Origin of the sequence: Solirubrum puertoriconensis (assembly GCF_001483135.1) — a bacterium.
Lineage (GTDB): Bacteria > Bacteroidota > Bacteroidia > Cytophagales > Hymenobacteraceae > Solirubrum > Solirubrum puertoriconensis.
This window is the reverse complement of sequence record NZ_LNAL01000008.1, coordinates 1,162,434-1,186,696: the sequence shown is the minus strand read 5'-3', so window position 1 is coordinate 1,186,696 and position 24,263 is coordinate 1,162,434. Positions and strand designations below refer to the sequence as shown.

At 62.6% G+C, this 24,263-nt stretch carries 21 protein-coding genes; 14 read left to right on the top strand and 7 right to left on the bottom strand.

Features of this window, described 5'->3' with window-relative positions:
• Positions 1-28: 28 nt before the first annotated feature.
• Positions 29-820 (bottom strand): MBL fold metallo-hydrolase, encoded by a 792-nt coding sequence (locus tag ASU33_RS19355; RefSeq protein ID WP_059072440.1) that lies wholly within the window; start codon positions 818-820, stop codon positions 29-31.
• Between the two features lie 141 nt (positions 821-961).
• Here ASU33_RS19355 and ASU33_RS19350 point away from each other — a divergent pair, with 141 nt between their 5' ends.
• A complete protein-coding gene (locus ASU33_RS19350; protein ID WP_059072439.1) occupies positions 962-1,300 on the top strand; it encodes a winged helix-turn-helix transcriptional regulator in 339 nt (112 codons plus the stop codon).
• Between the two features lie 479 nt (positions 1,301-1,779).
• On the opposite strand, the gene nudK is transcribed toward ASU33_RS19350, so the two are convergent.
• Together nudK and ASU33_RS19340 are read right to left on the bottom strand one after the other, a co-directional pair.
• Complete coding sequence (gene nudK, locus ASU33_RS19345) at positions 1,780-2,367, bottom strand: GDP-mannose pyrophosphatase NudK (protein ID WP_059072438.1); 588 nt, start codon at positions 2,365-2,367, stop codon at positions 1,780-1,782.
• Positions 2,368-2,450: 83 nt separating this feature from the next.
• Complete coding sequence (locus ASU33_RS19340; RefSeq protein WP_059072437.1) at positions 2,451-4,043, bottom strand: ABC-F family ATP-binding cassette domain-containing protein; 1,593 nt, start codon at positions 4,041-4,043, stop codon at positions 2,451-2,453.
• A gap of 668 nt (positions 4,044-4,711) precedes the next feature.
• Here ASU33_RS19340 and ASU33_RS19335 point away from each other — a divergent pair.
• The 3 genes from ASU33_RS19335 to ASU33_RS19325 all read left to right on the top strand — a co-directional run bounded on the left by ASU33_RS19335 (position 4,712) and on the right by ASU33_RS19325 (position 6,983).
• Positions 4,712-5,158, top strand: coding sequence for a hypothetical protein (locus tag ASU33_RS19335; protein ID WP_059072436.1), 447 nt, complete (start codon positions 4,712-4,714; stop codon positions 5,156-5,158).
• 277 nt (positions 5,159-5,435) lie between these two features.
• On the top strand, positions 5,436-6,422 hold the full coding sequence (locus ASU33_RS19330; protein ID WP_059072435.1) for a TolB-like translocation protein: 987 nt from the start codon (positions 5,436-5,438) through the stop codon (positions 6,420-6,422).
• A 165-nt stretch (positions 6,423-6,587) separates the two neighbouring features.
• Positions 6,588-6,983: a YybH family protein gene (locus tag ASU33_RS19325; RefSeq protein WP_059072434.1), complete on the top strand. Its 396-nt coding sequence runs from the start codon at positions 6,588-6,590 to the stop codon at positions 6,981-6,983.
• 4 nt (positions 6,984-6,987) lie between these two features.
• On the opposite strand, the gene ASU33_RS19320 is transcribed toward ASU33_RS19325, so the two are convergent.
• On the bottom strand, positions 6,988-7,410 hold the full coding sequence (locus ASU33_RS19320; RefSeq protein WP_059072433.1) for a hypothetical protein: 423 nt from the start codon (positions 7,408-7,410) through the stop codon (positions 6,988-6,990).
• A gap of 159 nt (positions 7,411-7,569) precedes the next feature.
• On the opposite strand from ASU33_RS19320, the gene ASU33_RS19315 reads away from it, so the two are divergent.
• On the top strand, positions 7,570-8,307 hold the full coding sequence (locus ASU33_RS19315) for a metal-dependent hydrolase (RefSeq protein WP_059072432.1): 738 nt from the start codon (positions 7,570-7,572) through the stop codon (positions 8,305-8,307).
• Here the strand turns inward: ASU33_RS19315 and ASU33_RS19310 are convergent.
• A complete protein-coding gene (locus ASU33_RS19310) occupies positions 8,304-10,907 on the bottom strand; it encodes a sensor histidine kinase (RefSeq protein WP_059072431.1) in 2,604 nt (867 codons plus the stop codon). The genes ASU33_RS19315 and ASU33_RS19310 overlap by 4 nt on opposite strands.
• Positions 10,908-11,265: 358 nt before the next feature.
• On the opposite strand from ASU33_RS19310, the gene ASU33_RS19305 reads away from it, so the two are divergent.
• The 9 genes from ASU33_RS19305 to ASU33_RS19265 all read left to right on the top strand — a co-directional run bounded on the left by ASU33_RS19305 (position 11,266) and on the right by ASU33_RS19265 (position 22,211).
• Positions 11,266-12,600: an inositol-3-phosphate synthase gene (locus ASU33_RS19305; protein WP_078063266.1), complete on the top strand. Its 1,335-nt coding sequence runs from the start codon at positions 11,266-11,268 to the stop codon at positions 12,598-12,600.
• A gap of 15 nt (positions 12,601-12,615) precedes the next feature.
• Positions 12,616-13,548, top strand: a complete 933-nt coding sequence (locus ASU33_RS19300; RefSeq protein WP_059072809.1) for an HD domain-containing protein — start codon at positions 12,616-12,618, stop codon at positions 13,546-13,548.
• Positions 13,549-13,639: 91 nt separating this feature from the next.
• Positions 13,640-14,743 (top strand): Gfo/Idh/MocA family protein, encoded by a 1,104-nt coding sequence (locus tag ASU33_RS19295; RefSeq protein WP_059072430.1) that lies wholly within the window; start codon positions 13,640-13,642, stop codon positions 14,741-14,743.
• Positions 14,744-14,786: 43 nt separating this feature from the next.
• On the top strand, positions 14,787-15,686 hold the full coding sequence (locus ASU33_RS19290) for an MBL fold metallo-hydrolase (RefSeq protein ID WP_059072429.1): 900 nt from the start codon (positions 14,787-14,789) through the stop codon (positions 15,684-15,686).
• Positions 15,616-17,106, top strand: a complete 1,491-nt coding sequence (locus ASU33_RS19285) for a YcaO-like family protein (protein ID WP_078063265.1) — start codon at positions 15,616-15,618, stop codon at positions 17,104-17,106. Before ASU33_RS19290 ends, ASU33_RS19285 begins: the two co-directional genes overlap by 71 nt.
• The gene (locus ASU33_RS19280) at positions 17,099-18,058 is read left to right on the top strand and encodes a sugar phosphate isomerase/epimerase family protein (RefSeq protein ID WP_078063264.1); all 960 of its coding nucleotides are present in this window, start codon (positions 17,099-17,101) and stop codon (positions 18,056-18,058) included. Before ASU33_RS19285 ends, ASU33_RS19280 begins: the two co-directional genes overlap by 8 nt.
• Entirely contained in the window at positions 18,055-19,296 is a 1,242-nt protein-coding gene (locus ASU33_RS19275; protein WP_059072427.1) for a glycosyltransferase family 4 protein, read from the top strand. Before ASU33_RS19280 ends, ASU33_RS19275 begins: the two co-directional genes overlap by 4 nt.
• A gap of 95 nt (positions 19,297-19,391) precedes the next feature.
• The gene (locus ASU33_RS19270; RefSeq protein WP_078063263.1) at positions 19,392-20,204 is read left to right on the top strand and encodes a PIG-L deacetylase family protein; all 813 of its coding nucleotides are present in this window, start codon (positions 19,392-19,394) and stop codon (positions 20,202-20,204) included.
• Between the two features lie 375 nt (positions 20,205-20,579).
• On the top strand, positions 20,580-22,211 hold the full coding sequence (locus ASU33_RS19265; RefSeq protein ID WP_059072426.1) for a T9SS type A sorting domain-containing protein: 1,632 nt from the start codon (positions 20,580-20,582) through the stop codon (positions 22,209-22,211).
• A 173-nt stretch (positions 22,212-22,384) separates the two neighbouring features.
• Here ASU33_RS19265 and ASU33_RS19260 read toward each other — a convergent pair whose 3' ends face one another.
• Both ASU33_RS19260 and ASU33_RS19255 read right to left on the bottom strand, forming a co-directional pair.
• The gene (locus tag ASU33_RS19260) at positions 22,385-22,870 is read right to left on the bottom strand and encodes an ankyrin repeat domain-containing protein (RefSeq protein ID WP_059072425.1); all 486 of its coding nucleotides are present in this window, start codon (positions 22,868-22,870) and stop codon (positions 22,385-22,387) included.
• Between the two features lie 151 nt (positions 22,871-23,021).
• On the bottom strand, positions 23,022-24,158 hold the full coding sequence (locus ASU33_RS19255) for an SDR family oxidoreductase (protein ID WP_078063262.1): 1,137 nt from the start codon (positions 24,156-24,158) through the stop codon (positions 23,022-23,024).
• Positions 24,159-24,263 lie beyond the last annotated feature (105 nt).

Genomic DNA, 24,263 nt, shown 5'->3' with positions numbered 1-24,263 from the left:
AACTGGCCGGTTTGTTTACTTCCTTCTGTTAACTCAGCTGCTCCTCTGTTCGCAGCGATGTGAACGGCAGCCACTCGCCATCAGCCGGCACGTGAACTTGCGAACCTAGGCCCTGTTGCACCAGGTAAGCCTTAGTGGTAGCGCGGTCTTCGGTGCTGTGGTTTACGGTTTCCAAGTGCACGGCGTACACGGTAGCTTGCGGGGCGTAGCGGGCTACCTGCGCTACTTCAGCCGCGGTCATCACAATCGGGTCGCCCTTCAGGAACTGCGCACCGCCGGCGTTCAGCACAATGTAGTTGGGGCGGCATTGGTCGAGGGCTTGGGTTACTTCCTCGCACCAGATGGTGTCGCCGGCAATGTAGAGGCGCTGCTGCTCGGCCTCCAGCACAAAGCCCGATACGGTGCCCATCATCTGCCCTATTTCGCCGGTGCCATGCTGGCCGCCCGTGCGGTAAATGCGGATACCCTCCCAATCGAGCTGCGCCTCAACGGGCAGTACTTGCGTAAAGCCTTGGCCGCGCAGGGTTTCGGCATCGGCGGGTTGGCACAGGATGGGCAGGTGCTTGGCGAGCAGCTCCTGGGCTACGCTGTCCCAATGGTCGCGGTGGGTGTGGGTGAGCAGCACGGCATCTACCAAGGCCAGCAGCTGGGGCAGCTCGGCGGCTGGGAATGGCAGATCGACCAGCGGAATGCGCACCTGGTTGGCCGACATGGGCACGGGCTCGTCGTGGCCGCGTGGGGCCAGCATGGGGTCGACGAGCAGGGTTTTGCCGGCTGCTTTTACCAGCAGCGTGGCATGGCGAATGAGTTGAACTTGCATAGGGGTAAGCAGGTTGAGTACTACCTTGGCGGCGCGGCACTAGCGGCCAACACCCGACCTGGGCAAAGGTTGCGCCCCCTGCCCTGCCGCCTCAAGAAGTTTACCTGCTGGTTACCCAGTTACCTTTTGGTTTCCCTCAGTATGCGCCATACCTACCGCGAAGTTGAGCAGTGCGCCACCAAAGTGGCCCTCAACCTGATTTCGGGCAAATGGAAGCCGATTATTTTCTTCCACTTGTCGTCAGGGGCGATGCGCTTTACGGAGCTGTGGCGCGAAATCCCGCGGGTATCGAAGAAGGTGTTGCTGGAACAATTGCGCCAACTCGAAAGCGCCGGGCTGGTGGAGCGCACCGTGCAGAATGGCTTTCCGCCGGAGGTTACTTACCAGCTCACGCACAAGGGCGCCGAGCTGGCTCCTATTCTGTATAGGCTCGATCAGTGGGCCATGCGGCACATCGAGGGCGTGGTACAGATTTCCTGAGCAGGTATTTGGGTTGGCCTAGGTGGGTTTGCTGACACGCTGGTAAGGCACTGCCTCGTCAGCTTCGGCGTGTTCAGCCTGCACATGTAGCCCGTCATGCTGAGCCCGGCCGAAGTATCTCTACAGAACGGTGTAGCGCGGACTTTAGTCCGCGTTTGCGTGAACGATGCAGCCAGCGCAAATGCGCCGAAACGAGATGTAGCGCGGACTTTGCAGTCCGCAGCCCCCAGATACATTCCTCAGATAATCGACCTAGGCACCAGAAGTTACTATCTGTGGACGCGGACTACAGAGTCCGCGCTACTGCGGCGCCGCTCGTTCTGGCAAACGCGGACTAAAGTCCGCGCTACACCGCGCAACGAAGCAATAGAGATGCTTCGACAAGCTCAGCATGACGGTATAAATTGTTGTTATCCCGTTACGAGTCCTGTGGGTAACGCCTCTGCCGGGTGTGTGGGCGCACCTAGGCGACTGGGGACCTAGGGCTGCACCAGGCCGTGGATTTGGGCGTATTGAAGCAGCATAATGGTTTTGGCGTCTTTGATTTCGCCGGTAGCTACCATGCGCAGAGCTTCGGTAAAGGGCAGCTCCAGCACCTCGATGTTTTCCTGCTCGTGCACTACGCCGCCACCGGCGTGCATGCGGTGGTCGTCGAGGTACTCGGCCACGAAGAAGTACACGATTTCCGTTACCGAGCCCGGCGACATGTAAGCCTCGAACACCTTTTGCACGTGGTGCACGCGGTAGCCGGTTTCTTCTTCGGCTTCGCGGCGTACGCAGTCTTCGGGGTGGTCGTCGTCGAGCAGGCCGGCGGGCGCCTCGATGAGCATGCCCGTGGGGTTGCCGTTGAGGTAGGTGGGCAGCCGAAACTGCCGCGTGAGCACCACCGCGCGCCGCTCGAGGTTGTAGAGCAGGATTACGGCGCCGTTGCCGCGGTCGTACACCTCGCGGCTTTGGTGGCACCAGTCGCCGTCGTGCTGCTGCAGCTCAAAGGTGTACTTGTGCAGCGTGTACCAGTCGTCGGAGAGTAACTCGGTTTGCTTGATGCGAACCTCGGGGTTGAACATGATGGCTGGGGCGTTGGTCGCACAAAGCTACGCCAGCCCGGCAAAAGCGGGGCAGCAGTGTGGCTACGCACCTAGGAGCAACCTCAGCCGAGGGTAATGGTGGTATCCACACCTATTTCGTCGACGAAGTATTGATCGTGCGAAATCAGCAACACCGAGCCGCCAAAGTCCTTAACCGAGTTGGTTAGCACTTGCTGGCTGCGCAGGTCGAGGTTGTTGGTGGGTTCGTCGAGAATGAGCACATCGGGGGCGTTGTTGCTGGCCGTGAGGCAGCAGAGCAGCAGCTTCATTTTCTCGCCGCCGCTCAGGCCGCCGCACTTCCGTTCCCACACCTCGCGCGGAAACTGGTGGTAGTGCAGCACGGTTTTCAGCTCGTGCTCGAGCAGGCCGCGCGAGTTGTAGCGCTGTATCTGCTCGAACACCGAGAGCTGGTTATCGAGCATGGAGTAATCCTGATCGATGTAAAACCAGCGGAAACCGGCCACCTGCATGCGCCCGGCGGTGGGCTGCAACTGGCCGAGCATCAGCTTGAGCAAGGTGGTTTTGCCCGCGCCGTTGGGGCCGGCAATGCGCACGCGGCTGCCCGAGCGCATCTGAAACGTGAGCGGCGCCGGCCACAGCGGCTGCTCGCCGTAGCCGAAGTTTACCGCCTCGGCCTCTACCAACACTTTGCCGCGGTGCAGCTCCGACTGGCTTAGGTCGATTTTCAAGGGTTTGTACTCTTGCAGCTGGGTGCGGAGCTGTTGCACCTCGTGGCTGATGCCGCCAATTTTCTCCTGATGGGCCTCTTTCAGCTGCGCCGAGCTTTGTTCGGCTTTGCTTTTGAGGTTGCCGAGCACAATACGCGGCAAGCCTTTTTTCAGGCCTTGCGCTTTGCCGCGCACCTCCAGCTTTTGCCGTTGCTCGGCCAGCTCGCGGGCTTTGTGCTGCGCCTGGTGCAGGGTTTTCTGCTTCTCATCGAGCTGAGCTTGCAGGGCGGCTACTTTGGTTTGCTTTTGCTCGTGGTAGAAATCGTAGTTGCCGCCGTAGGCCTCCACGGCGGTGGGCGTAAGCTCCAGGGTAAGCTGCACGAGGTTGAGCAGGGCGCGGTCGTGGCTGACGACCAGCATTGTGGCCTTGCTGCGCCCAATAAACTCGTAGAGCAGCCGGCGGCTGGCAGCATCGAGGTGGTTGGAAGGCTCGTCGAGCAGAATAACACCGGGCTGCTGCACCAGCGCTCCGGCCAAAAACACCTTGGTTTTTTCGCCGCCGCTCAGGCTGCCCAAGGGCTGCCCGAGCCCTAGGTGCTGCAGCTGCCAAAACTGCATGGCAGCGCCAATGCGCTCCTCCACGTCCCAATCGTCGTTGAGGGCAGCGAAGTGCTCGGGCGCAGCATCGCCGGCCAGGATGGCGTGCAGGGCCTGCAGCTTGCCGGCCACGCCAAGAGCTTCGGCTACTGAGAGGTTGTCGTACTGGCCTAGGTGCTGGGGCACGTAGTAGGGCGGCTCGGGCAGCGCCACCTCGCCAGCCGAGGGCGGTATGCGCCCGGCAATTACCTGCAGCAGCGTGGATTTGCCCACGCCATTGTGCCCCACCACCGAGGCCTTGCCGCCCTTGGGCACGCTGAAGTGCAGGTTCTGGAACAGGATTTCGCGGTCGGGGTGGGTATAGGCAAGCGCGTTGGCAACGATACTCATGGCTTGATGCGGATTTGGGGTGAACAATGCACGCCCCTGCCCGGCCCGACCGCGGCAGTAAGGCAAGCCCCCGCCCCGTAGCGCACGCGCTAGACCTAAGGCGAAGTGCAGAGTTGAAAGGATTGGCTTACCAGCCAAACGCCCGCATCGGGGGCCAACGAAAGCCAATCGCAAAGCCCCTAGGTGCGGCTTGCCCTCGCAGGCAAACGGCAGGGCCAGCAACGCACACGGCTAAGCGTGCTGCGCGGCTGTGAATTGGGCTGAGTTAGAAATGGTAAGCCACTAGGCAGGAGCTCGTCGGGCCTGGGTTGTTGGGCGCTGCTCCTGCGCGGCAATGCCGCCGATGAATGGATTACATAAACCTGAGTTTGACTATTGAACCAGCTAAGGGGGCCCGACGAACGCCTTGACAATGAGAGTACCTAGAGGCGCCGCCTGCAGAGGGCGGCCTGCGCGCTGGCACGTAGTCAGCGGTTCAACTCAGTTGATTTCCATTGGAATAGAAAGTGGCTTATCCTGCTGCAAGTATAAGCAAATCAATCACATTTGGCTCCTTGTTGCCTAGGTACCACAAGCGCCACGCAGCACAAGCAGCCACTTTGGCCAAGCCAATGATGCCATCAGGCGGTACCTTTGCAGCCCGTACAATTGCTTACCACTGCTGCCCCATGCGCATCGACGAACTAAACCAGGAACACGCCGACATCGATTGGTTTGCGGTGGATAGCGAGGGCCACGTAGTGCATGTGGCCTCGGGCGGCGGCGTGCTGCCCGAGTCGGTAGCCGCTTCGGAAGAGGACTTACTGCAGCTGCACCAGTACTTCCTGACGTTGCCCGAAACCGAAGCCGCCGCGCTGGTGCAGCCCGAAGCCAACGCTGCCCAGAGCGGCCGCAACGCCGAAGGCTTTGTACGCTACGCCCGCCGCGGCCTGTACTCGTTCGACAAAACCAATCTGCACGAGCACCGCGATACGCAGTACCACCTGGTAGCGCGCCCGGCCCAGCCGCTGCGCCTGGCCGAGCTGCCGGGGCCCATTGCGGCCCTGCTGCTCCGCACCCAGCTACCCGTTGCGGTGCCTCAGCTTACACGGCTTAATGTTGCAGGCGTGGCTTAATTTAAGTTGTGTCTGAAAAGCTTAGCACGTCATGCTGAGCGCAATCGAAGCATCTCTTCCGGTAGTATTCTACCACTCAGCGAAGCGGTAGAGATGCTTCGACTGCGCTCAGCATGACGTTCGATGAGCGCAACAAGCGCGGTAGCCCCTAGGTGCCGGTAGCAAAACCGCTCAAACACGCTGCAAACGCGGTTCTCACATCATCATGTGGGCTGGCTTTTGCAACTTACCTGAGCCGTGCCTAGTCAGTAACGCACAACCTTTTGGCTACTGACTTATGCTCCGATTTGCTTACCAACGGCTGCTGCTGCGGCCCGCTGCGCTGGGTTTGCTTGGTGTGGTTGGGCTGAGCTGCACCCGCCCGGCAACTACTTCGCAACGGCTTGCGCCCGTGCCTGATTTTAGTGTACTAACTGCCGCACCGGCCGAGCTGGTGGGGCCGGGCACGCTCTCTACCGAAGCCAACGAGTACAACCCCAGCCTCACGCCCGATGGCCGCACGCTGGTGTTTGCGCGCAGCAAGCCCGATTTTCAGGACGCACACATTTTCATCAGCCGTATGGAGCGCGGGCAGTGGCAGGCGCCGCAGCCGGTAGCGTTTACCGATGGGCGCTACGCCGACTCCGACCCCACCTTCAGCCCCGATGGCCGCACGCTGTACTTTGCCTCCGACCGCCCCACCGCGGGCCGCGACTCCACCCGCCGCGACCTAGACTTGTGGCAGGTAACCTGGAACGGCCGCACCTGGGGCCCGCCGCAGCACCTAGGGCCAGACATTAACGGCAAGGGCATGGAACTGGGGCCCTCCTTCCACGAGGGCTACTTGTACTTTAGCTCGGCGCGGCGCAGCGGCCACGGCGGCCTCGATGCCTACCGCTCGCGCCTGGTGCAAGGCCGCTTCGAGGCACCCGAAAACCTAGGGCCCGAGCTCAACTCCAAAGCATCGGAAAGTGACTTTGAGGTAACCCGCGACGGCCGCTGGCTGCTGTTCTGGAGCGACCGTGGCAACGGCCTGGGCGGCGGCGACCTGTACGCCGCACCCCGCACCGAAACCGGCTGGGGCGCTGCGGTGCACCTGCCCGGCGGGCTCAACTCGGCCCAGTTCGATTTTACGCCTACCCTCTCAGCCGATGGGCAGTGGCTGTATTTTGGCAGCATGCGCACTGCCGCCGAAGGAGCCCCTGCCAACGTGCTGAACGGGCAAAGCAACCTGTACCGGGTGCGGCTGCAAACAGGCAAAGCCCACGCTAGCGCGAGCCGCTAAAGCACTGGTGCTGCCCTAGGTGCCCAGCGCAGCAGCTTGCGTTGGCACCTAGGGCAGCCAACCTACCGGAAGAATGTAGTCGGCGCGGGCGCGGAGTATCGAAAGAATGCTATACCTTATCCTGACAGGTAAGTATTTGTCGATCATCACCTAATCTCCTGCCCTATGGATTCGCTGTCGGTAACGATTATGGACGAAATACAGCAGGCCAACCAGGCTTTTGAGCGCACGTTTGGGCGCGCCGATGCTCCTGGGCTGGCTCGGCTTTATACCACCAGCGGCACGGTGCTGCCCTCGGGCCACGAGCCGGTGGTAGGCCAGGAGAACATTGCTGCTTATTGGCAAGCCGCCATGCAAAGCGGTATTCGGGAGGCGGCGCTGCACCCCGTGGAGGTAGAGCAGCTCGACGATGATACGGCCATTGAAATAGGCACTTACCGGCTGTTTGGCGAAGCGCACCAACTCGTCGACCGCGGCAAGTACCTGGCCGTTTGGAAGCACGAAGGCAGTCAGTGGAAGCTGCACCGCGACATTTGGAACAGCAGCATGCCGATGGCCTGATTGGCTACGGTAGCTGCCGCAGCCACTGCGCGGCTTCCGCCTCATCGGCACAAAACTGGTAGGCCAGAAACTTCTCCTGCGACTCCGACAGCACGTTTTTGGTTGAAAGCCGAGCAAACACATCGAGCGGCAGCAGCACGGCGGCGTAGCGGTAGGGCCCTTCGCCCACGGCCCTGGGCAGCCAGTCTTCTACCACCCAGTTACTCTCGGCGGGCGTAAAGGGCGTCATCAGCCGCTGATCGGCCAGCAGCTTGCTCCCGTTGCGCAGGCGCAGCAGGCGGTCGAGGTGGTTAAGCACCGCCCTGAAGTCGTCGAGCTGCCGCGTGCCTTTGTACCAGGTAACCACCGCAAAACCTTCGGGGTGCTCGGCTACGCGGCCCGAAGCATTTTCGAAATAAACGCGCAGGGTGGCGGGGGCTGATTGCATGCGGTAAGCGTAAGGAAGGCTTCGGGGTTGGTACCCGGTGCGATTGGTTGGGCTAGGCCTACGCAAACCCATCGGCTAGGTTGGCAGTGGGGCAGCAAGTCATTAGCTGTCCCAGGCTGCCAACCCGCTATTTTGCGGCCCCAACCAGCACCTCACCACATGCCAAACGCCAGCACGCAGCTGCAGTTTCTGGGCCACGCGGCCTTTCGCCTCACCTCGCCTGAGGGCCGCGTTATTCTCATCGACCCGTGGTTTACCAACAACCCATTCGTGCCCGAGCACCTGTGGCAGCCCGAGCAGGCCGACTTGGTGCTGGTCACCCACGGCCACGACGACCACTTCGACGCGAATCTAGCCGAGCTGCTGGCCCGCACCGGTGCCCGCTGCATCGCCCAGCCGCAAGTGCGCTTTTACCTTTACAGCCAAGGCGTGCCCACTGCGCAGTTCGAGCCCATGAACAAAGGCGGCTCAATTGAGGTGCTAGGCGTGCGCATCACCATGACGCTGGCTTTCCACAGCGCCCACATCGATTTGCCCGATGGCACGGCCGGCTTCCCGCACGAGGGCGTAGGTTTTATCCTGCGTTTCTCTGATGGCGCGGTGGTGTACGCCGCCGGCGACACAGCCGTGTTTGGCGACATGCGCCTGCTGGCCGAGCTGTACCAACCCACCGTGGCGCTGCTGCCCATCGGCGACCAGTACACCATGGGCCCGTTGGAGGCGGCCTGCGCTGCACGCCTGCTGCAGGTGCGCCACGTAGTGCCTTTCCACTACGGCACCTACCCCGCCCTGAAAGGCACGCCCGAGCAACTGCAAGCGCACTTATCAGCCGAAGCCGATGTGCGCATTCATGCCCTGCAGCCCGGCGCGGTGCTCGACCTAGGCCAGCTCGCCTAATTGGCCGCCGGCAGCGGTATGCGCACCTGAATGCGCGTGCCCTGCCGGGCCGAGGTGCTGATGTGCGTGGTTCCGCCAATCAGGTCGACCCGGTCGCGCAGGGTTTTGAGGCCAATGCCGGTAGTCGGTTCTTCGGGCACAAAGCCGCAGCCGTTGTCTTCAATTTGCATCACCACCCAACCGGGGCGCGTGGCTACCTCCAGAGTGGCCTGGGTGGCGCCGGCGTGCTTTACAATGTTCTGGGCCAATTCCTGCGCTAAGCGGTACAAGGCTACTTGCAAGGTTAAGGGCAATTCGTCGTCGAGCAGTATCAGGCATTGCATGTGCAGCATGCCTGTGCTAAGGCTGCGGCAGATATCCTGCAGGGCAGCCTCCAGGCCGAGCTCGGCCACAATGCGCGGTGTAAGCTCGTGCGAAATGCTGCGCGTGAGCCGGATGGCCTCGGCCAGCAAGCGGTCGGCCTCGCGGCGGGCAGCAGCTTGCCGAGGAGTATCGGAAAGCGCCTGCGCACTGGGCAACTGATCGAGCTGCAGCTTGGCGGCGTACAGCACCTGCCCCAGGCCGTTGTGCAGGCTTTCGGCAATACGTTGGCGCTCCTCTTCCTGCGCTTGCAGCACGGCCCCGCTTAACTGCTGCAGGCGCGTATTGGCTTGCTGCAGGGCCAGCTCAATTTGCTTGCGGCTGGATATATCGAGGTAGGTCATGATGAAGCCGTCCTCGTTTTTCACGGCCGATACATCAAACCACCGGTTGCGGAAATGCTCGCCGGTGTAGCCCCGCTCCGTCCGGAAAGGCTCACCGGTTTCTACCACGCGCACGTAATCGTCGAAAAACACCTGCCGCACGTTGGGGTAAAACTCGAGCAAGCCGTGGCCCAGCAGTTCGGCCTCGGTGCGTTGGTTTAGATCTTCGGCGGCCTGGTTTACTCCCCGGAAGACAAAGTCGACGATCCGCCCGTGTGCATCGCGCCGGGCCTCCATCAGGCAAATGGCCGCCGGCGAGCCATCGAGCATGCGCCGAATGGTAGAGCTGGCCCAGGTAAGCTGCGCGTGGGCTTGCTGCAGGGCCTGCTGCGCCTGCTTAGCGGCGGTGATGTTGCTGGTAAACGAAATGATTTGCAAGGGCTGCCCGGCAGCATTGCGCCGAAACACCTTGCTCCTGATGCGCAGCCACTGCCATTCGGTGTTCCCGAATTGGTTGCGCACCTCAATTTCCAAGATGTCGCCGTCGGCTAGCTGCCGCCGCTGTTGCATAAACTCATTGGCCCGCACGTGGTCGTCGGGGTGAAAGAGCAGCTGCACGCGCTCAGAGTCGGGCATGCTGTGCACCAAGGGCAACGCGAGTTGCCCGTACCACGGGTCGGTATGGTTGGCGTACACCACGCGGTTGCTCGGCACATCATGAATGGTAATCAGATCGGGCGTCGACTTGGTTACTTCCTCGATAAAAGCCTTGCTTTCCTGCAGCTCGCGCTCGGCCTTACGCTGGGCATCAATATCCTGCCCCGAGCCAATGGTGTGCGTTACGCGGCCGTCGGGCCCGCGCATAAAGGCCCGGTCGCGCAGCCGAAACCAGCGGTACGAGCCATCGGCTACGCGAAAGCGCACGTCAATGATTTTTACTTCATCGTCGGCTAAGTCGCGGCAGGCAGCAATGTGCGCCATGCGGCGGCCTAGGTCGTCGGGGTGAAGGGCATTGCGCAGCACCATGGCCCCGGTGGCCGTTACCTCCGAGGGCGGACTACCCAGCACGGCCTCTACCCGTCTGTTGATGTAGGTAACGTGCGGCTCGGTAAGCTCCAGTACGTACAGCAGATCGGGGGTGCTGTTGGTAAGTTTTTCGGTGAAGTAGGCCTGCTCGCGCAGCTCCGTGATGTCGTGCGTAATGGCCAGCACCGTTTGCACAATGCCGTTGTGCAGCTCGGGCACCATGCGCGTGAAATAGTGCGCTACCCCGTTGGCAGTAGTCACCGAGCTGTAGTGCTCCTGCGGCTCGCCCGTATCGAGCACGCGCTGCAGCTTGGCCACCCACGGACCGGTTACGGTTTCGGGCTGACTTATTTCGTGGGTGGTTTTGCCTAGCAGCCAAGCGGGCGGCTCCCCCGTTTTCTGCTGAAATGCCCGGTTGCTGAATACCAGCCGCAACTCTTGGTTCCAGCGCGTAATGATGTCGGGCGTATTCTCGACAAGGGCTTGGTACTGCTGCACCTGCTGCTGCTGCTCAGTTACATCTTGCCAGTACACCCACACGCCGCCATTGGAGGCAGGCGCGCTGCTCATGCTGATGTAGCGCTGTGTATTGGGCAACCAAAACACGGCCAACTCGGGGGTGCCGGGTTGGTGCAGCGCGTACTGCAGGGCTTGGTAGAGTTGGGCTGGCAGTGCCTCGGGATAGGCTTGCCAAGGCACCGTGCCCATCAACTTCGGGCGCGATAAACCCCAGAGCGCTTCGGCCGCCTTGCTTACCAGAGCCAGCGTGCCATCGGCCGCAAACTGCAGCACGCCCCACGGCATGGTGTCGAACATGGAGCCGAGCGCCAGCGCTTGTTCGGCCGTACTGGCTTGCAAATTGGCATTGGGCTGAGGGGCTGCAGTAGGCATAATTAGCCAAGTAATCGGGAGAAGCGAACAGCTCCTAAAAGCCCACCAGCGAAGGCAGCATACCTATAGCAGCCAGCGCAGTTGGCAAGTGCAACGGTTGGCATACGTTCGCTGGGCTCCGCTTGGGGTTAGCTAAAGCGCAGCCAGCCCGGAGCGAGGTGTTCTGCTAACAAAGCTACCAGTTGTAAGCACAATGGGGCTGCTACAACAGCTGTGTTACTGCATTGTTTAGCTGGTTAAAATATTATATAAAAATACCTAGATACTCTCAACCATACGCAATGCCCCTCGTTCTAGTAAACTCCTGATCCTGCGCCTTTAGCTAGCCTAGTCTATCCCCCAACCAAAACCCTTTTGTATGTCGTTATCTACCACTCCACGTAACGGGGCAGTTGCCGGCACCGTCACATCTCGTAGTAATGCCCGCTCGGAGCGCGTTGGCGTAGCGGTAGTGGGCCTAGGTGGTGCAGTGGCCAGCACCGCCATTGCCGGCGTAGCTCTAATGCGGGCTGGCGCAATTGGCACCACGGGTTTGCCGCTGGCTACCTTGCCCGCCGAGCTTACCGCCCAACTCGCTGATTACGGGAACCTGGTATTTGCCGGCTGGGATTTGTGTGCCGACGACCTTGCTACCGCCGCCCGCCAGCACCGCGTGCTGGAGCCGCAGCAACTAGCCGCCGCCGATGCCGAGCTTAGTGCTCTACGGCCCTGGCCAGCCGTGGGTAATGCGCGTTTTTGCCGCAACGTTACGGGCCAGCACTTGCTGGCGGTAAGCTCGCACGCTGCCGCCGTAGAGGCCATTCGGGCCGACCTAGGGCGCTTTAAAGATGAACAGCAGTTGGAGCGCGTGGTGGTAGTTAATCTGGCTTCGACGGAAGCCATGCCCGACCTTACGCTGCCCCTGTTTGCCACGCCCGAAGCCTTTGACGAAGCCGTGCGCAACAACGATGAGCGCATACCGCCGGCCATGCTCTACGCCTACGCGGCCATTCTGGAGGAGGTGCCCTACGTCAACTTCACGCCCTCGTGCGCGGCCGATGCATCGGCGTTGCTGCGCCTGGCCGAGCAGCGCGGCGTTCCGGTGGCGGGCAAGGATGGCAAAACGGGCCAAACCTTTATGAAAACCGTGCTGGCGCCGGCCTTCCGCGCCCGCAACCTGCACGTCGACGGCTGGTTTTCGACCAACATCCTGGGCAACCGCGACGGCAAGGCGCTCGACAACCCTGAATCGTTGGCTTCCAAGCTCACCACCAAAGGCTCGGTGCTCGATCAGATTTTGGGCTACAAGGTGGATAGCCACGTGGTGCACATTCACTACTACCAGCCGCGCGGCGACAACAAAGAAGCTTGGGACAACATCGACGTCGAAGGTTTCCTGGGCCAGAAAATGCAGATCAAGGTTAACTTCTTGTGCCGCGACTCCATTTTGGCCGCGCCGCTGGTGCTGGAGCTGGTACGCCTCGCCGATTTAGCCAAGCGCCGCGGCGAAGGCGGCGTGGTGCCGGCCCTGAGCGGCTTCTTTAAATCGCCGATGGTGCCCGATGCGCACACCCAGCCCGAGCACGCATTTGAGCGCCAACAGGCCATGCTGCTCGATTGGCTGGCTGCCGAGCAACCCGCCGCCCCAGTAGCCGTGAACGGCGCCATGGCAGCGGCGCTGGCCAATTTCAGCCCCAACGCTCCTACGGCCTAGGTGGTGCTGGCTGCATTGCCTACCAGCGCTCCGGCCAGGTCCGAGGCGCTGGCCGCTTTGTGCACCCCAACCCCGCTGCTGCGCGAACTAAACGACCTGAAGCGGGTACGCGTGGCCGGTAGTTCCCACTCTCTGGCCGAGCAGGCTTTTGCCCGCGCGTGGGCCGCGCTGGCAGCGGGCGCACCCTTAGCCGAAGTAGCCCTGCACGAAACTGCCCGCGCCCTGGTAAGTGTGCGCCTGCCGGGCTACCACGCCGCGCTACTGCAACAACTGGGCATGCCCGCCGAAACCGCCCGCGAAGTATTGCAACAGGCTTTAGGGCAAATTACCGCCCAGTTACCGCCCGCGCTAAGCGCGCAGCTGGCCGATGCCTTGTTTGCCACGCCCGCCCTAGGTGCCGAGCCCGCCTTTGTAGCGCAGCTCGCCCAGCAGCCCCGCGCCGGCGCTACGCACCCCGGCCGGGCGCGCATTATACTGTGGCCTACCGAAAGCCACGCCGACCATTGCCTGATGGTAGCTGTTTACGCCGTGCTGCTTTCTCCGCAGTTTGAAGCAGAGCCCGGCGAGGCGTTCCTGATGGGCATGGCGCACCACCTGCACAACGCCGTGCTGCCCGACCCCGGCTACGCCGGCGACGAGCTACTGGGCAACCATTTGCCAGGGCTCATGGCGCAGGCCACTGCGCAGGCGCTAGGGCAATTGCCGGCCACGTTGCGGCCCGCCGTAGAGCAGGCGCTGGCGCGTATTCAAGCGCTGGAGCATGCCTCGGCCCAGGCTTTCCATGCCGCCGATGTGCTCGACCGCGTGCTCGAAATGGCCTGGCACGACCAAAGCGCGCAGTTCCGGCTGCACCACGCCCTCGACGATTTGAACATCGTGCACGCCGGCTTTACGCAGCAGTTTCACCGGCAGGTGCTGGCCGCAGCCGGCTTGTTGCCGCATACCTAGGCAGCGCCATTCGGCACCCGCTTAGGCAAAGCCGCAGGGCTAGGCTTGTCCGACCCTCGGCAACTTCATTCAGCAACGCAACCCCTAGGTTATGAGCAACGCAACATCGGTTGGTTGGGGTATTGTAGGCTGCGGCTGGGTAGCTCGCGACTACGTAGCGCCGGCCATTACGGCCTCGGCCAACGGCCACTTAGTCGCCCTCTGCGACCTGAATCCGCAGGCCTTGGCAGCCGTTGCGCCCGAGCAGCCGCAGGTGTTGCGCACCACTGCCCTGCAAGAGTTTATCCACACGCCGGGGCTGCAGGCCGTGTACGTGGCCACGCCCAACGCCCACCACGCCGCCGTAGTACAGGCCTTGGCCGCGGCAGGTCTGCCCGTGCTTTGCGAAAAGCCACTGGCCCGTACAGCCCCAGAAGCGGCCAGCATGATTGAAGCGGCTACCGAAGCGGGCACCCTGCTGGCTACGGCTTTCGATCAGCGCTTCCATCCGGCCCACGTGCGCTTGCGCGAGCTGATTGCAACCGGCGTGCTGGGCACCATCACCTGCGTGCGCATCCACTACGCCTGCTGGACGCCCGCCGACTGGACGCCGCAAACCGACCTAGGTGTGTACCACAACTGGCGCATTTCGCCCGAGGAGGCTGGCGGCGGCGCCATGATCGACCTGGCGCCGCACGGCCTCGACCTCACCCAAACGCTGCTGGGCGAGCCGCTCGTGGAAATTGCCGCCCTCATGCAGCGCCGCGTGCACCCCTACCCCGTCGACGATGGCGCCGTGCTGATTGGGCGCACGGCCAGCGGCGTGCTGCTTTCGCACTCTGTGGCTTACAACTGCCCCGACAATTACCCGCGCCGCACGCTGGAGGTAATCGGCGACCGGGCCCGCGCCGTGGCCCTGAACACCATGGGCCAGACACCCGGCGGTTCGCTGCAGCTTACCCACGCCGACGGCCGCACCGAAGACGTGGCTTTCGACCTAGAAGCCTCGCCTTTTCAGCGGCAGATCGAGGCTTTTGCCGAAGCCGTGCGCACGGGCCGGCCGTTTCCGTACCCCGCCACCCTCGATTTGCACACCATGCGCCTGCTCGATGCCGCCGCGCAGCCCACCGCGCATGCCGTGGCGCCGGCATCAGCTGCTGCGCCCGCCGCAACCGAACCCGGCGCGGGCCAAGCCTCCTTGGCCCTGACGTACTGATTGCGACCTAGGTACTTTCCTCCTACCCAAACGCCAGCTTTCCATGCATCAGCTTTACGCGTGCACCAACTGCGGTTTTTGGCAGCGCTACTTTGCGCCGGGCCCACCCAGCTGCCCGGTTTGCCTCGATTACCGCCACCCCCTGCCCCCTAATGGCTGGACCTTCGCCACCGAAGCCGAGGTGGGCGGCCGCTTGCGCATGCAGTGGGCCGAGGTGCTGCCGGGCATCTGGCAGTTCTGGAACGAGCCGCAGTTGGGCATTGGCCCGCGCGGCTACCTCATTGTGGATGCCGAGCACGGCAACGTAGCCTTTGAAGGCGCCGGTTATTACAGCGCCGAGGCGCTGGATTTCATCCGCGACCTAGGAGGCATTCGGTACCTATCGGCTTCGCACTGCCACGTGTTTGGCGCCTTGTGGCAGCTGGTGGAGGCCTTCGAGCCCGAGGTAGTAATGCAGCAAGATGAGCTGCCGTTCTGCCAGGCTTTTCGGGTGAACTGGCCCTACGAAGACCGCGCCGAGCTGCACCCGGGCGCCGTGCTTCACCACACCGGCCGCCACACGCCCGGCCACGCCGTGCTGCACCTGCCCCCGCGGCAGCTGCTGTGCTGCGGCGATGCGCTCAAGTTTAAGCTCGATGCCGATGGGCAGGCTACCCACATCAGCACCCACCGGGCCTACGACGCGCACATTCCCCTATCGCACGCCGATGTGCGCCACTACCAGGCCGTACTCGAGCCGCTCGAGTTCGACGGGGTACTCACGCCTTGGGAGCCCGTGCCCGCGGGCGGCAAAGCCGCCGCCCGGCAGCTATTCGCGGCCCAGCTCGCCGGGCGCCCCTTCGCCGATATCCTTCCGCTAACGACTTCCAGCCATGCCCCCGACCTCACCCACGGATCCAATTCAGTTGTACCAGAAAGCCTTGCCGCCGGCGCCGGTGTATGAAATACCCCTCAGCTCGCTCGATTACCTAGGCGTGCCCGTTTGGAGCCTGGCGCAGTGGTTACCCGGCGGTATGAGCACCGGTACCGGTTACGGCCCCACCGATTACCAGGCGCGCCTAGGTGCCTATGGCGAAATCACGGAGGAAACCTTCGTGAACCTTTACCTCACGCAAATGCCGCGGCGCCGGGCCTCGTACCGGCAGCTGCTGGCCGAAGGCGTACGCTGCCTCGATCCGATGCGCGACCGGCTGCCCGTCGGCACCTCCTACACACCCGACACCGAACTGCTCTGGACACAAGCCCGCTCCTACCCAAGTCAGGAAGTTATTTGGGTGCCCATTGAAACGGCGGCTACCTGGCCCGGCGACTGGCACGGCCAAGCCGCGCACGATTGGCTGTACACGCCCATAACCAACGGCATGGGCGCGGGCGAGTCGTTGGAGCGGGCGCTGTCGCACGGGCTGCTTGAGCTGCTGCAGCGCGACGGCAACGCCATTAGCTACCGTGCCCTCGATCAAGGCGTGCTCATCGAGCTTGATGAGGTGCAGGACCCCGAAACCCGCGCCCTGCTGCAGCGCTACGACGAGGCCGGGCTAGAAATTCAGGTAAAGCTGGCTTCGGCTGACTTCGGTATTTGCAGCCTCTACGTGGTGGGCTACGAGCGCGACCTAGGGCAGGTGCCGCACCCGCTGATGCTCACGGGCTGCGGCGAGGCCGCCCACCCCGACCGCGAAGTAGCCTTGGCCAAAGCCCTGCGCGAGTTTGCCTCGAGCCGCGTGCGCAAGCGCTTCGAGCACGGCGATATGGCTTGGCTGAATGACGTGGCGCCGGAGTACCTGGCCCAGGTACGCCACGACCCACCCCGCCTCGAAAACCAGGAAACTCGCGCCGCCGAGGCCATGCGGCAGTGGTTGGCCCTTACGCCCACCGAGCTATTTGCCCGCCTGCAGGATACGGTGTTTCGGGTAGCGCGCAGGGTGCGGTTTTCGGAGCTACCCACGGTGCCCTACGGCTCGCTCGGCAACCCTGCTGAGCTATTGCGCGTGGTGCACGAGCGACTAGCTACCGCGGGGCTCGAAGTGTACTACGTGGAGTTTACCGACCCCAGCGGCCCGGTGCGCACCCTCAAGGCCGTAGTGCCCGAGTTGGAGGTCGAAACCATGACGTACGACCGCATCGGTCGCCGCAACCTTAGCAAACTACTAGCCCGGCGCAGCCCACTGGTGGGCCTAGGTACGCCGCCCCCCGGTGCTCTGCGCGTGCCGCTGCCCGCCTCCGCCGAGGCCGCCCTAGGTGAACCGGCCTGGTTTAACCCCGTGCTGGCCCGCGAGGTGGTGGGCGAGTTGTACGCGCTGTACCGCGAGCCGGAACGCCACGTCTACCATTTCAGCACGCCCGAAACTGCTCCCGCCCATGCCTGAAAACTTTGCTGCCCGCGGGGCACTTCAGCCCACAACCCCGGCTAACTTCTCGGTCGCTGCTACTCCAAGCCACCCTACCTCACAACCGGAAAGCAAGCCGGATAACCTAGGGCTTCGCTACGCCTACAACACCAACGGGGCTGCTAACCACCGCCTCAGCGATGCGCTGGAACTGATTGCCGAAGCCGGCTACGACGGCGTGGCCCTAACGCTCGACCACCATCACCACGACCCGTTTGCGCCCGACTTCGGGGGCCGCAACGCCCAGCTCAACCGCCAGTTGCGCGAGCTAAACCTAGGACTGGTAATTGAAACCGGCGCCCGCTACCTGCTCGATGCCCGCCAGAAACACGAGCCCACGCTGCTCAGCCCCAGCCTGGCCGGCCGGCAGCGGCGCGTCGAGTTCCTGACGCGCTGCCTTGACATTTGTGCGGCCTGCGGCAGCGAAACCGTGTCGTTTTGGGCCGGGGTGCCGCAACCGAGCGTGGCCCGCGAGCAAGCCTGGGAGTGGCTGCTCGAAGGTTTGCACCAAGTAGCCGCGGCAGCTCAGGAGCGCGGCGTGGTAGCCTCCGTGGAGCCCGAGCCCGGCATGCTGATTGAAACCGTTGATGACTTTCTGCGGGTGCGCCAGGCCGTGCCCAGCCTGCGCCTGGCCCTCGACACGGGGCACCTGCTGGTTACGCAGGAGCGCGAACCGGCCGCTGCCGTGCACGAGCTGGCGCCCTTGCTTGGTACCGTAGCCATCGAAGACATGCGGCGGGGCGTGCACGAGCACCTGCCCTTCGGCGAAGGCGACATGGACGTAGCCGCCGTGCTTCAAGCCTTGCGCGCCGTGCGGTTCCGGGGCCTGGTGTGCGTGGAGCTTTCGCGCGAGTCGCACCGCGCCCACCTCATGATACCCGAAGCCCTGCGCTACCTGCGCCAGACCGAACGCCAACTGCAATCCGCATGAACATCTGCTTTATCTCCCGCCGCTACTTTCCGGCCATTTCGGGCATGAGCGTGTACGCGCAAAACCTGCTGCGCGAGCTGGTGGCCTTAGGTCATGAGGTAACCATGGTGTCGCAGTACCGCAACGATGCCGTGGGCCGCGGCGTGTACGGCGGCGGGCCACCGCCGCCGGTGCCGGGCGTGCGGGTGGTAGGGCTCGAAGCTCACGGCGAGCAAAACGGCGGGCGGTTCGAAGACGACGTGCAAGCCATTGTGGATACCGTGCAACACCTGCACCAGCAGCGCCCTTTCGACATTATTCATGCGCAGTACGGCTACCCACCCGGCCTGGCCGCGCTGCAGCTGAGCCGGCTGCTAGGCGTGCCTAACGTGGTCAGCATCCAAGGCGGCGACGGGCATTGGGTAGGCGTGAACTGCTGCGGCACCCACCAGCGGGCCATTCGGGCGGTGCTCAACCACGCTGGCGCGGTGCTCATCGGCTGCCCTTCGTTTGCGCAGGAGGTGATGGAAAACCACGGCACCGCGCCCGAGCGGTTTACCTACGTGCCCGGTGCCGTGGATGTAAGCCGCTTCCGACCTAGGGCCGACTGGCAGCCGGGGCAGTGGGCCAACGCCGCCCACCCCACGCTGCTTTACCACGGCCGCGTCGATCGGCGCAAGGGCGTGCTTGATTTGCTTTATGCCTTTGAGCAACTCGCCCCCACGCGCCCCAACCTGCGCCTGATTGTTTCGGGCATTGGGCCCGATTTGGAAGCCGTACGCCAGCGTGTGCAAACTGCCCCGTGGCAGGCCCAGGTGGAGCTTGCGGGCTACGTAGCCTACGACGAGGTGCCCGCCGTGTACCACCGCGCCGATGTGTTTGTGTCGCCGACCTACGCCGAGGGCTTCTCCAACACCATTCTCGAAGCCATGGCCAGCGGCTTGCCTTGCGTAGCGGCCGAGGCCGTGGGCGTAGTCGACTGCCTGCGCCACGCCGAAAACGGCCTGCTGGTGCGCCCCGGCGATGTAGCGGCCCTAACCAATGCCCTGGCTTTAACCCTAGACGATGAGCCTTTGCGGGCGCAACTGGCCCACGCCGCCCTTAACGAGGTACGTAGTACCTATGCTTGGCCCATTATCGGGCGGCAAATCGACGCGGTGTACCGCCAGCTTGCCGGCACCACCCCCGATCTGGGCTGGCCCGACGACTCAGCCGCGCCCGAGCCTTGCCGCTACCGCGAAGCTCCGCACTTGCTGTAATAGGCAATTATCAATAAATGATGAGCAATGAGCGGTTAACAGCATAAAGTCAGAAGTGAACCATTCCGTAGTACTCAATACCGAATACCTGGCCTATGCCCATAGCGCTGTTTCTTTCGCCGCACCTCGATGACGTAGCATTCTCCTGCGGCGGCACCTTTGCCAGCTTAGCGCACCAAGGTTGGCAATGCGTGCTGCTTACGGCCTTTACGCGCTCGGTGCCCAATCCCACCGGCTTTGCGCTGGCCTGCCAAACCGATAAGGGCCTGCCCGCCGAGGTAGATTACCTGGCCCTGCGCCGGCAGGAAGACACCGCCGCCGCCAGCTTGCTTGGGGCAGCGACCGTGCGCTGGCTCGATTTGCCCGAAGCACCGCACCGGGGCTACCAAAGCGCGGCCGCGCTGTTTGCCGATCTGCTGCCCTCCGACGACATCGGCCAGCAAATAGAAACTTTGCTCCGGCACGAGCTGGCTGCCCTGCAACCTCAACTGCTGTTTGCGCCGCAAGGTTTGGGCTTGCACGTCGACCACCGGCGGCTGATGCAGGCCGTACGCGCTGCAGCCGGCGAGTTGCCAGTGCTGTGGTACCGCGACACGCCCTATATTATTCGGCAGCCCACGGCCCAGCCCGCGCCCGAACTACCTACCAATTTGGGCGAAGTAGCCGTGCCACTATCCGCCGAGGCTCTGGAGGCTAAAATCGCAGCTTCGCAGGCGTACTGCACCCAAGTACCGTTTCAGTTCGGAGGGCCCGAGCAGGCCGCCAGCAAGCTGCACGCGCTGGCGCAGGCCGAGGGCCAAGCGGCCGGTTTGAACTCGGTAGCGGAGCGTTTCAGCATACATGCGGAGCACCTTGCAGCTCTACCTTCCGGGTTAAGACTGCACACTCCTTTAGCCATTAAAACCTAGGCTCACCTACCTTATGCAGCAAATAATTGCAGCACATTAATAACCAATTGCTTAAAGCTCATCAACACTAAATAAACAACACAACTATCAAGCTCAACTATTATAACTTATTCATTTTTGTTTTGGATTAACCACAAGCACTCCTAGCTTTAGTATTCGAATTATGTTACTAACCTCCGCCGTAAGCTTGGCTTGGGAGGTTAGTCGGCAGTGGCCCATTTAAGGGTATTAGCTGCGCTGGTTGGCATCGAGTGTTGATTGAAAGTTTGGGCAGCTTGTTCTGGCCCGTTACCGTAAGAGCTGGGGTGCTTATGCACCAGCCACACAGGCCCCACGCCGGGCCACTCCTCCACCCCCTACTTACCGTTTTTGTGTATGAAGCAGCTACTACTCGCCCTGTGCCTATTTATTGGTATGTCGGCCCAAGCCCAACCCAACGCCACTTGGAAGTGGGCGCAACCGGTTTCTGATTTCAACGGCGTGATGGACATAGCCACTGACGCCGCGGGCTATTATTACGTTACCGGCCGTGTGGCTGGCACGCTGCAGCTCGGCAAAACGCAGCTTACCTCGCCCGGTAGCTTAAGCGTGTACGTAGCCAAATGCCGCCCCTCGGGCGAAGTGGTGTGGGCTACCCAACTGCCTTGCAGCGCCAATGCCCTAGGTACCAGCGTGCAGGTAGATGCCCAGGGCAACAGCTACGTGGCCGGCTATTTTCAGGGTACGCTGAGCTATGGCAACAACCAGCAGGTAACGGCCCAAACCCCGGACGGCGGCAATACCGCTTTTCTGCTGAAGTGCAGCTCCGCGGGGCAGGTGCAGTGGGTACAACAAATCAGCGCATCGGGCACCGAGCTCTACGGCACGTGCGAGGCCTGGGCCGTGGCCGTCGATCTGGCGGGTAATGCTTACCTCACGGGGCAGGCTAGCGGCAGCCAGGTGCACATCGGGGCGCTGGCCTTTGCCAACCGCGAGCGGCAAACGTACCTCGCCAGCTACACGCCGCAGGGCACGGTGCGCTGGGCCCAAATGTGGCAAAGCGTAGCCAGCTACGGCGGCAACCGCGGCTGGGGCGTGTCGGTGGATAACTTTGGCAATTGCTACCTGAGCGGCAACCAGTTTGGCGGCATGCAGCTGGCGGGCCAAAGCATTCCGGCCAATAGCAGCTACTCGTTGTTTTTGGCCAAGTTTGATGCCCGCCAGGGCCAGCTGCAATGGCTGCAGGCTCCGGCCGCCAACGGCAACGGCAACTCCCTGGCCACCGACAACCAGGGCAATGTGTATCTGGCGGGCTCGTTTTCGGGCACCAGCACCTTTGGCAGCAAAATCCTGACCAGCCACGGCGACGCCGATGCAGTAGTAGTGCGCTACAACCGCGACGGCCGAGTAGGCTGGGCTACCGCCGTAGGGGGCACCAACGGCGACTACGACGGCGACTTGGCCGTGGACAAGGCAACGGGCAAAGTGTTTATGTCGGGTGTTGCAAACTTTACCTCGCAGAGCACCAACCAATCGTTTGTGGTGCAGCTGCAGCCCAACGGCAAGGCATTTGAGCCCACATTGGTTAGCGGCCCGGGTACCAGCTCCAGCACCGCGCTGGCCATCGACCGCAACAACACCATCTTCACGGCGGGTGTGTTCACGGGTTCGTGCCGGTTTGGCACCGATGCGCTCAACAGCACCTTTACGAGCGGCTACCTCGCGAGCTTTGGCGCCTCCAACGCCCGCAACCGCATCACTGAAAGCAACGCTACCCTCGCCGCGACCAGCGTGTATCCCAACCCGGCCCGCGAGCAGTTTACGCTGCGCCTCGAGGGCTACGATGCCCAACCCGCGCGGGCAGTGCTGCTCAATCAGCTGGGCCGCCGCGTTGCCGAGCAAACGCTGCAGCTCGCCGGTGCCGTTACCGAAACCACCTTCAACACGGCCAATCTGCCAACGGGCGTGTACATCCTGCGCGTAGAGCACGGTCAGCAGGTAACTACCCGCGCCGTTACGGTGCAGTAAGGCCAGCAGTAACCTCCGCCAGCACGCATACATCGTGTGCTACCCTGCCGCTTTGCGCACAGCACACCTAGCGCAACAATAAAGGGCCGCCAAACATATGTTTGGCGGCCCTTTTTGATATGCCAATGCAAGTACCAGCAGCTCCTTCAGCTGCAAGCACCTAGGCGCTGCGGCTACTCTTTCAGCAATTGCAGCGCCTGCTCGTTGCCTTGCTGCACGGCCAGGTCGCGGGCCGACAGACCGCGCACGTCCCGGATGCTGGTATCGGCGCCGGCTTCGAGCAACACGGGCACGATGTTGTGCCGGCCGAAAAGAGTGGCAAACATGAGCGCCGTGCCGCCGTTGCCGTTCTGCTGGTTCAGGTCGGCGCCGTGCTCAATGAGCAAGCGGGCAATTTCGGGGTAGCCCTTGAAGGAAACCCCCATCAGTGCGGTGTTGCCGCTTACGTCATGCACGTTGGGGTTGGCCCCGGCCTCGAGCAGCACTTGGGTAGCTTCGAGGTTGCCGTCGTACGAGGCCACAATCAGCGGGGTAAAGCCCTTGCCATTTTGTAGGTTGACATCGAGGCCGGTGGCCAGCAGCTCCCGAATCAGGGCTACGTCGCCCCGGCGGGCAGCGTCGATGAGTAGGTCTTCGGGTTGGGCAGAGGAGAAGGACATAAGGGCAGAGCTAAAGTGAACACAACAGCAGCCCACCATACGGCGCAAACGCCAGAATGATGCTTACGGGCCGCGTACCTAGGAGTAAGTGAGCCTAGCGGCCCCTGCTTTCCCAAGTACCCAGCCGATTTTACGAACCGGTGAAGTGTGTTCAAATGCCGGCTCCGGTTTGGTTGGTTGTGCCCACAGCACCTAGGGCAGGGCTTTGGCCTACCGGCACGGGCGGGCGGCTGGTGTAGCCGGGTGCCACATGTGCTCCACCTGGGGTGGTAGCAGCGGTGCCTTTACTACGCTTGCCACCCAGCAGCGCCACGGTGGCGGCACCTACTACGGCCATGAGGGCACCTGCAGCCCAGGGGTGCATAGTGGCGCGGGTGTAGAGGCTGGTTTTCATTACGTAGCCGGGGTGGTCGCCTTTAATGGGGCCGCCGTGGCTAGGCTGGTGCAACGAGCCCTGCGGCTTGCGAGGCCGCTCCTTGCGCTTCTGCTGCTCCACCATTAGGGTTTCGCTGAAGCGGTCCATGGCGCGGGGCACGTGCTTGTTAAGGGTGCTCATTAGCTTGCCCCCGCCGCCCACATACATGTCGCGCTCGGGGTGCGTGGCGGCGTGCAATATGGCCGCGGCTACCTCCTCGGGCTCGTACACGGGCGGGGGCAGCTTGGGCTCCTTCTCCATGTAGTTGCGGGCGTGCTGCGGAAACGGTGTGTTGATGGCCGCAGGCTTGATGAGCGTAACCGAAACGGGTGCGCCCATCTCTTCCAGCTCCATGCGCAAGGCATCGGTAAACCCTTTGATGGCGTGCTTGCTGGCACAGTACATACCCTGCAGCGGAAAAGCCACATCGGAGGCTACACTGCCCACGTTGATGAGCGCGCCGCCGTGCCGCCGCAGGTACTTAATGGCTTCGAGTGAACCGTTGCTAGCGCCCCAAAAATTGGTTTCGAACAGGCGGCGGTGGTCGTAGTCGCTTACCTCGTCGAGGCGGCCCCAAATAGAAATACCGGCATCGTTCACCCACGTATCGAAGCCGCCAAAGTGGTCGATGGTGCGGTCGGCGAGCCTACGAATATCAGCCCGGTTGGCCACGTCGGTTACTACTACCAAGGCCTGGCCGCCTTTGCTGGTTATTTCTTGTTCCACCTTGCGCAGCTCGTCTTCGCTGCGGGCGGCCAGCACCACCTTGGCGCCCTTGGCGGCCGCTTGCAGGGCCGTAGCGCGGCCAATGCCGCTGCTAGCGCCCGTTATTACAATGGTTTGCTGATCGAGCGGTTTGAGCTTGACGTTCATCGGGAAGGATAGTTTGACGTGGATATTTGCCCCGCCAAGGTGCCCTTGCCCGCCGGGCTGCTGGCACCTAGGGCCATTGGGCCGATTACTGCACATACGCACCCT

Excerpts from the sequence above, each read along its gene's own strand:
- ASU33_RS19330 (WP_059072435.1), top strand. The coding sequence starts at position 5,436 with ATGCTCCGATTTGCTTACCAACGGCTGCTGCTGCGGCCCGCTGCGCTG.
- ASU33_RS19325 (WP_059072434.1), top strand. The coding sequence starts at position 6,588 with ATGGATTCGCTGTCGGTAACGATTATGGACGAAATACAGCAGGCCAAC.
- ASU33_RS19270 (WP_078063263.1), top strand. The coding sequence starts at position 19,392 with ATGCCCATAGCGCTGTTTCTTTCGCCGCACCTCGATGACGTAGCATTC.
- ASU33_RS19285 (WP_078063265.1), top strand. The coding sequence starts at position 15,616 with ATGCCCCCGACCTCACCCACGGATCCAATTCAGTTGTACCAGAAAGCC.
- ASU33_RS19350 (WP_059072439.1), top strand. The coding sequence starts at position 962 with ATGCGCCATACCTACCGCGAAGTTGAGCAGTGCGCCACCAAAGTGGCC.
- ASU33_RS19340 (WP_059072437.1), bottom strand. The coding sequence starts at position 4,043 with ATGAGTATCGTTGCCAACGCGCTTGCCTATACCCACCCCGACCGCGAA.
- ASU33_RS19265 (WP_059072426.1), top strand. The coding sequence starts at position 20,580 with ATGAAGCAGCTACTACTCGCCCTGTGCCTATTTATTGGTATGTCGGCC.
- ASU33_RS19280 (WP_078063264.1), top strand. The coding sequence starts at position 17,099 with ATGCCTGAAAACTTTGCTGCCCGCGGGGCACTTCAGCCCACAACCCCG.
- ASU33_RS19295 (WP_059072430.1), top strand. The coding sequence starts at position 13,640 with ATGAGCAACGCAACATCGGTTGGTTGGGGTATTGTAGGCTGCGGCTGG.
- ASU33_RS19315 (WP_059072432.1), top strand. The coding sequence starts at position 7,570 with ATGCCAAACGCCAGCACGCAGCTGCAGTTTCTGGGCCACGCGGCCTTT.
- ASU33_RS19260 (WP_059072425.1), bottom strand. The coding sequence starts at position 22,870 with ATGTCCTTCTCCTCTGCCCAACCCGAAGACCTACTCATCGACGCTGCC.
- ASU33_RS19275 (WP_059072427.1), top strand. The coding sequence starts at position 18,055 with ATGAACATCTGCTTTATCTCCCGCCGCTACTTTCCGGCCATTTCGGGC.
- ASU33_RS19335 (WP_059072436.1), top strand. The coding sequence starts at position 4,712 with ATGCGCATCGACGAACTAAACCAGGAACACGCCGACATCGATTGGTTT.
- ASU33_RS19310 (WP_059072431.1), bottom strand. The coding sequence starts at position 10,907 with ATGCCTACTGCAGCCCCTCAGCCCAATGCCAATTTGCAAGCCAGTACG.
- ASU33_RS19320 (WP_059072433.1), bottom strand. The coding sequence starts at position 7,410 with ATGCAATCAGCCCCCGCCACCCTGCGCGTTTATTTCGAAAATGCTTCG.
- nudK (WP_059072438.1), bottom strand. The coding sequence starts at position 2,367 with ATGTTCAACCCCGAGGTTCGCATCAAGCAAACCGAGTTACTCTCCGAC.
- ASU33_RS19290 (WP_059072429.1), top strand. The coding sequence starts at position 14,787 with ATGCATCAGCTTTACGCGTGCACCAACTGCGGTTTTTGGCAGCGCTAC.
- ASU33_RS19355 (WP_059072440.1), bottom strand. The coding sequence starts at position 820 with ATGCAAGTTCAACTCATTCGCCATGCCACGCTGCTGGTAAAAGCAGCC.
- ASU33_RS19255 (WP_078063262.1), bottom strand. The coding sequence starts at position 24,158 with ATGAACGTCAAGCTCAAACCGCTCGATCAGCAAACCATTGTAATAACG.
- ASU33_RS19305 (WP_078063266.1), top strand. The coding sequence starts at position 11,266 with ATGTCGTTATCTACCACTCCACGTAACGGGGCAGTTGCCGGCACCGTC.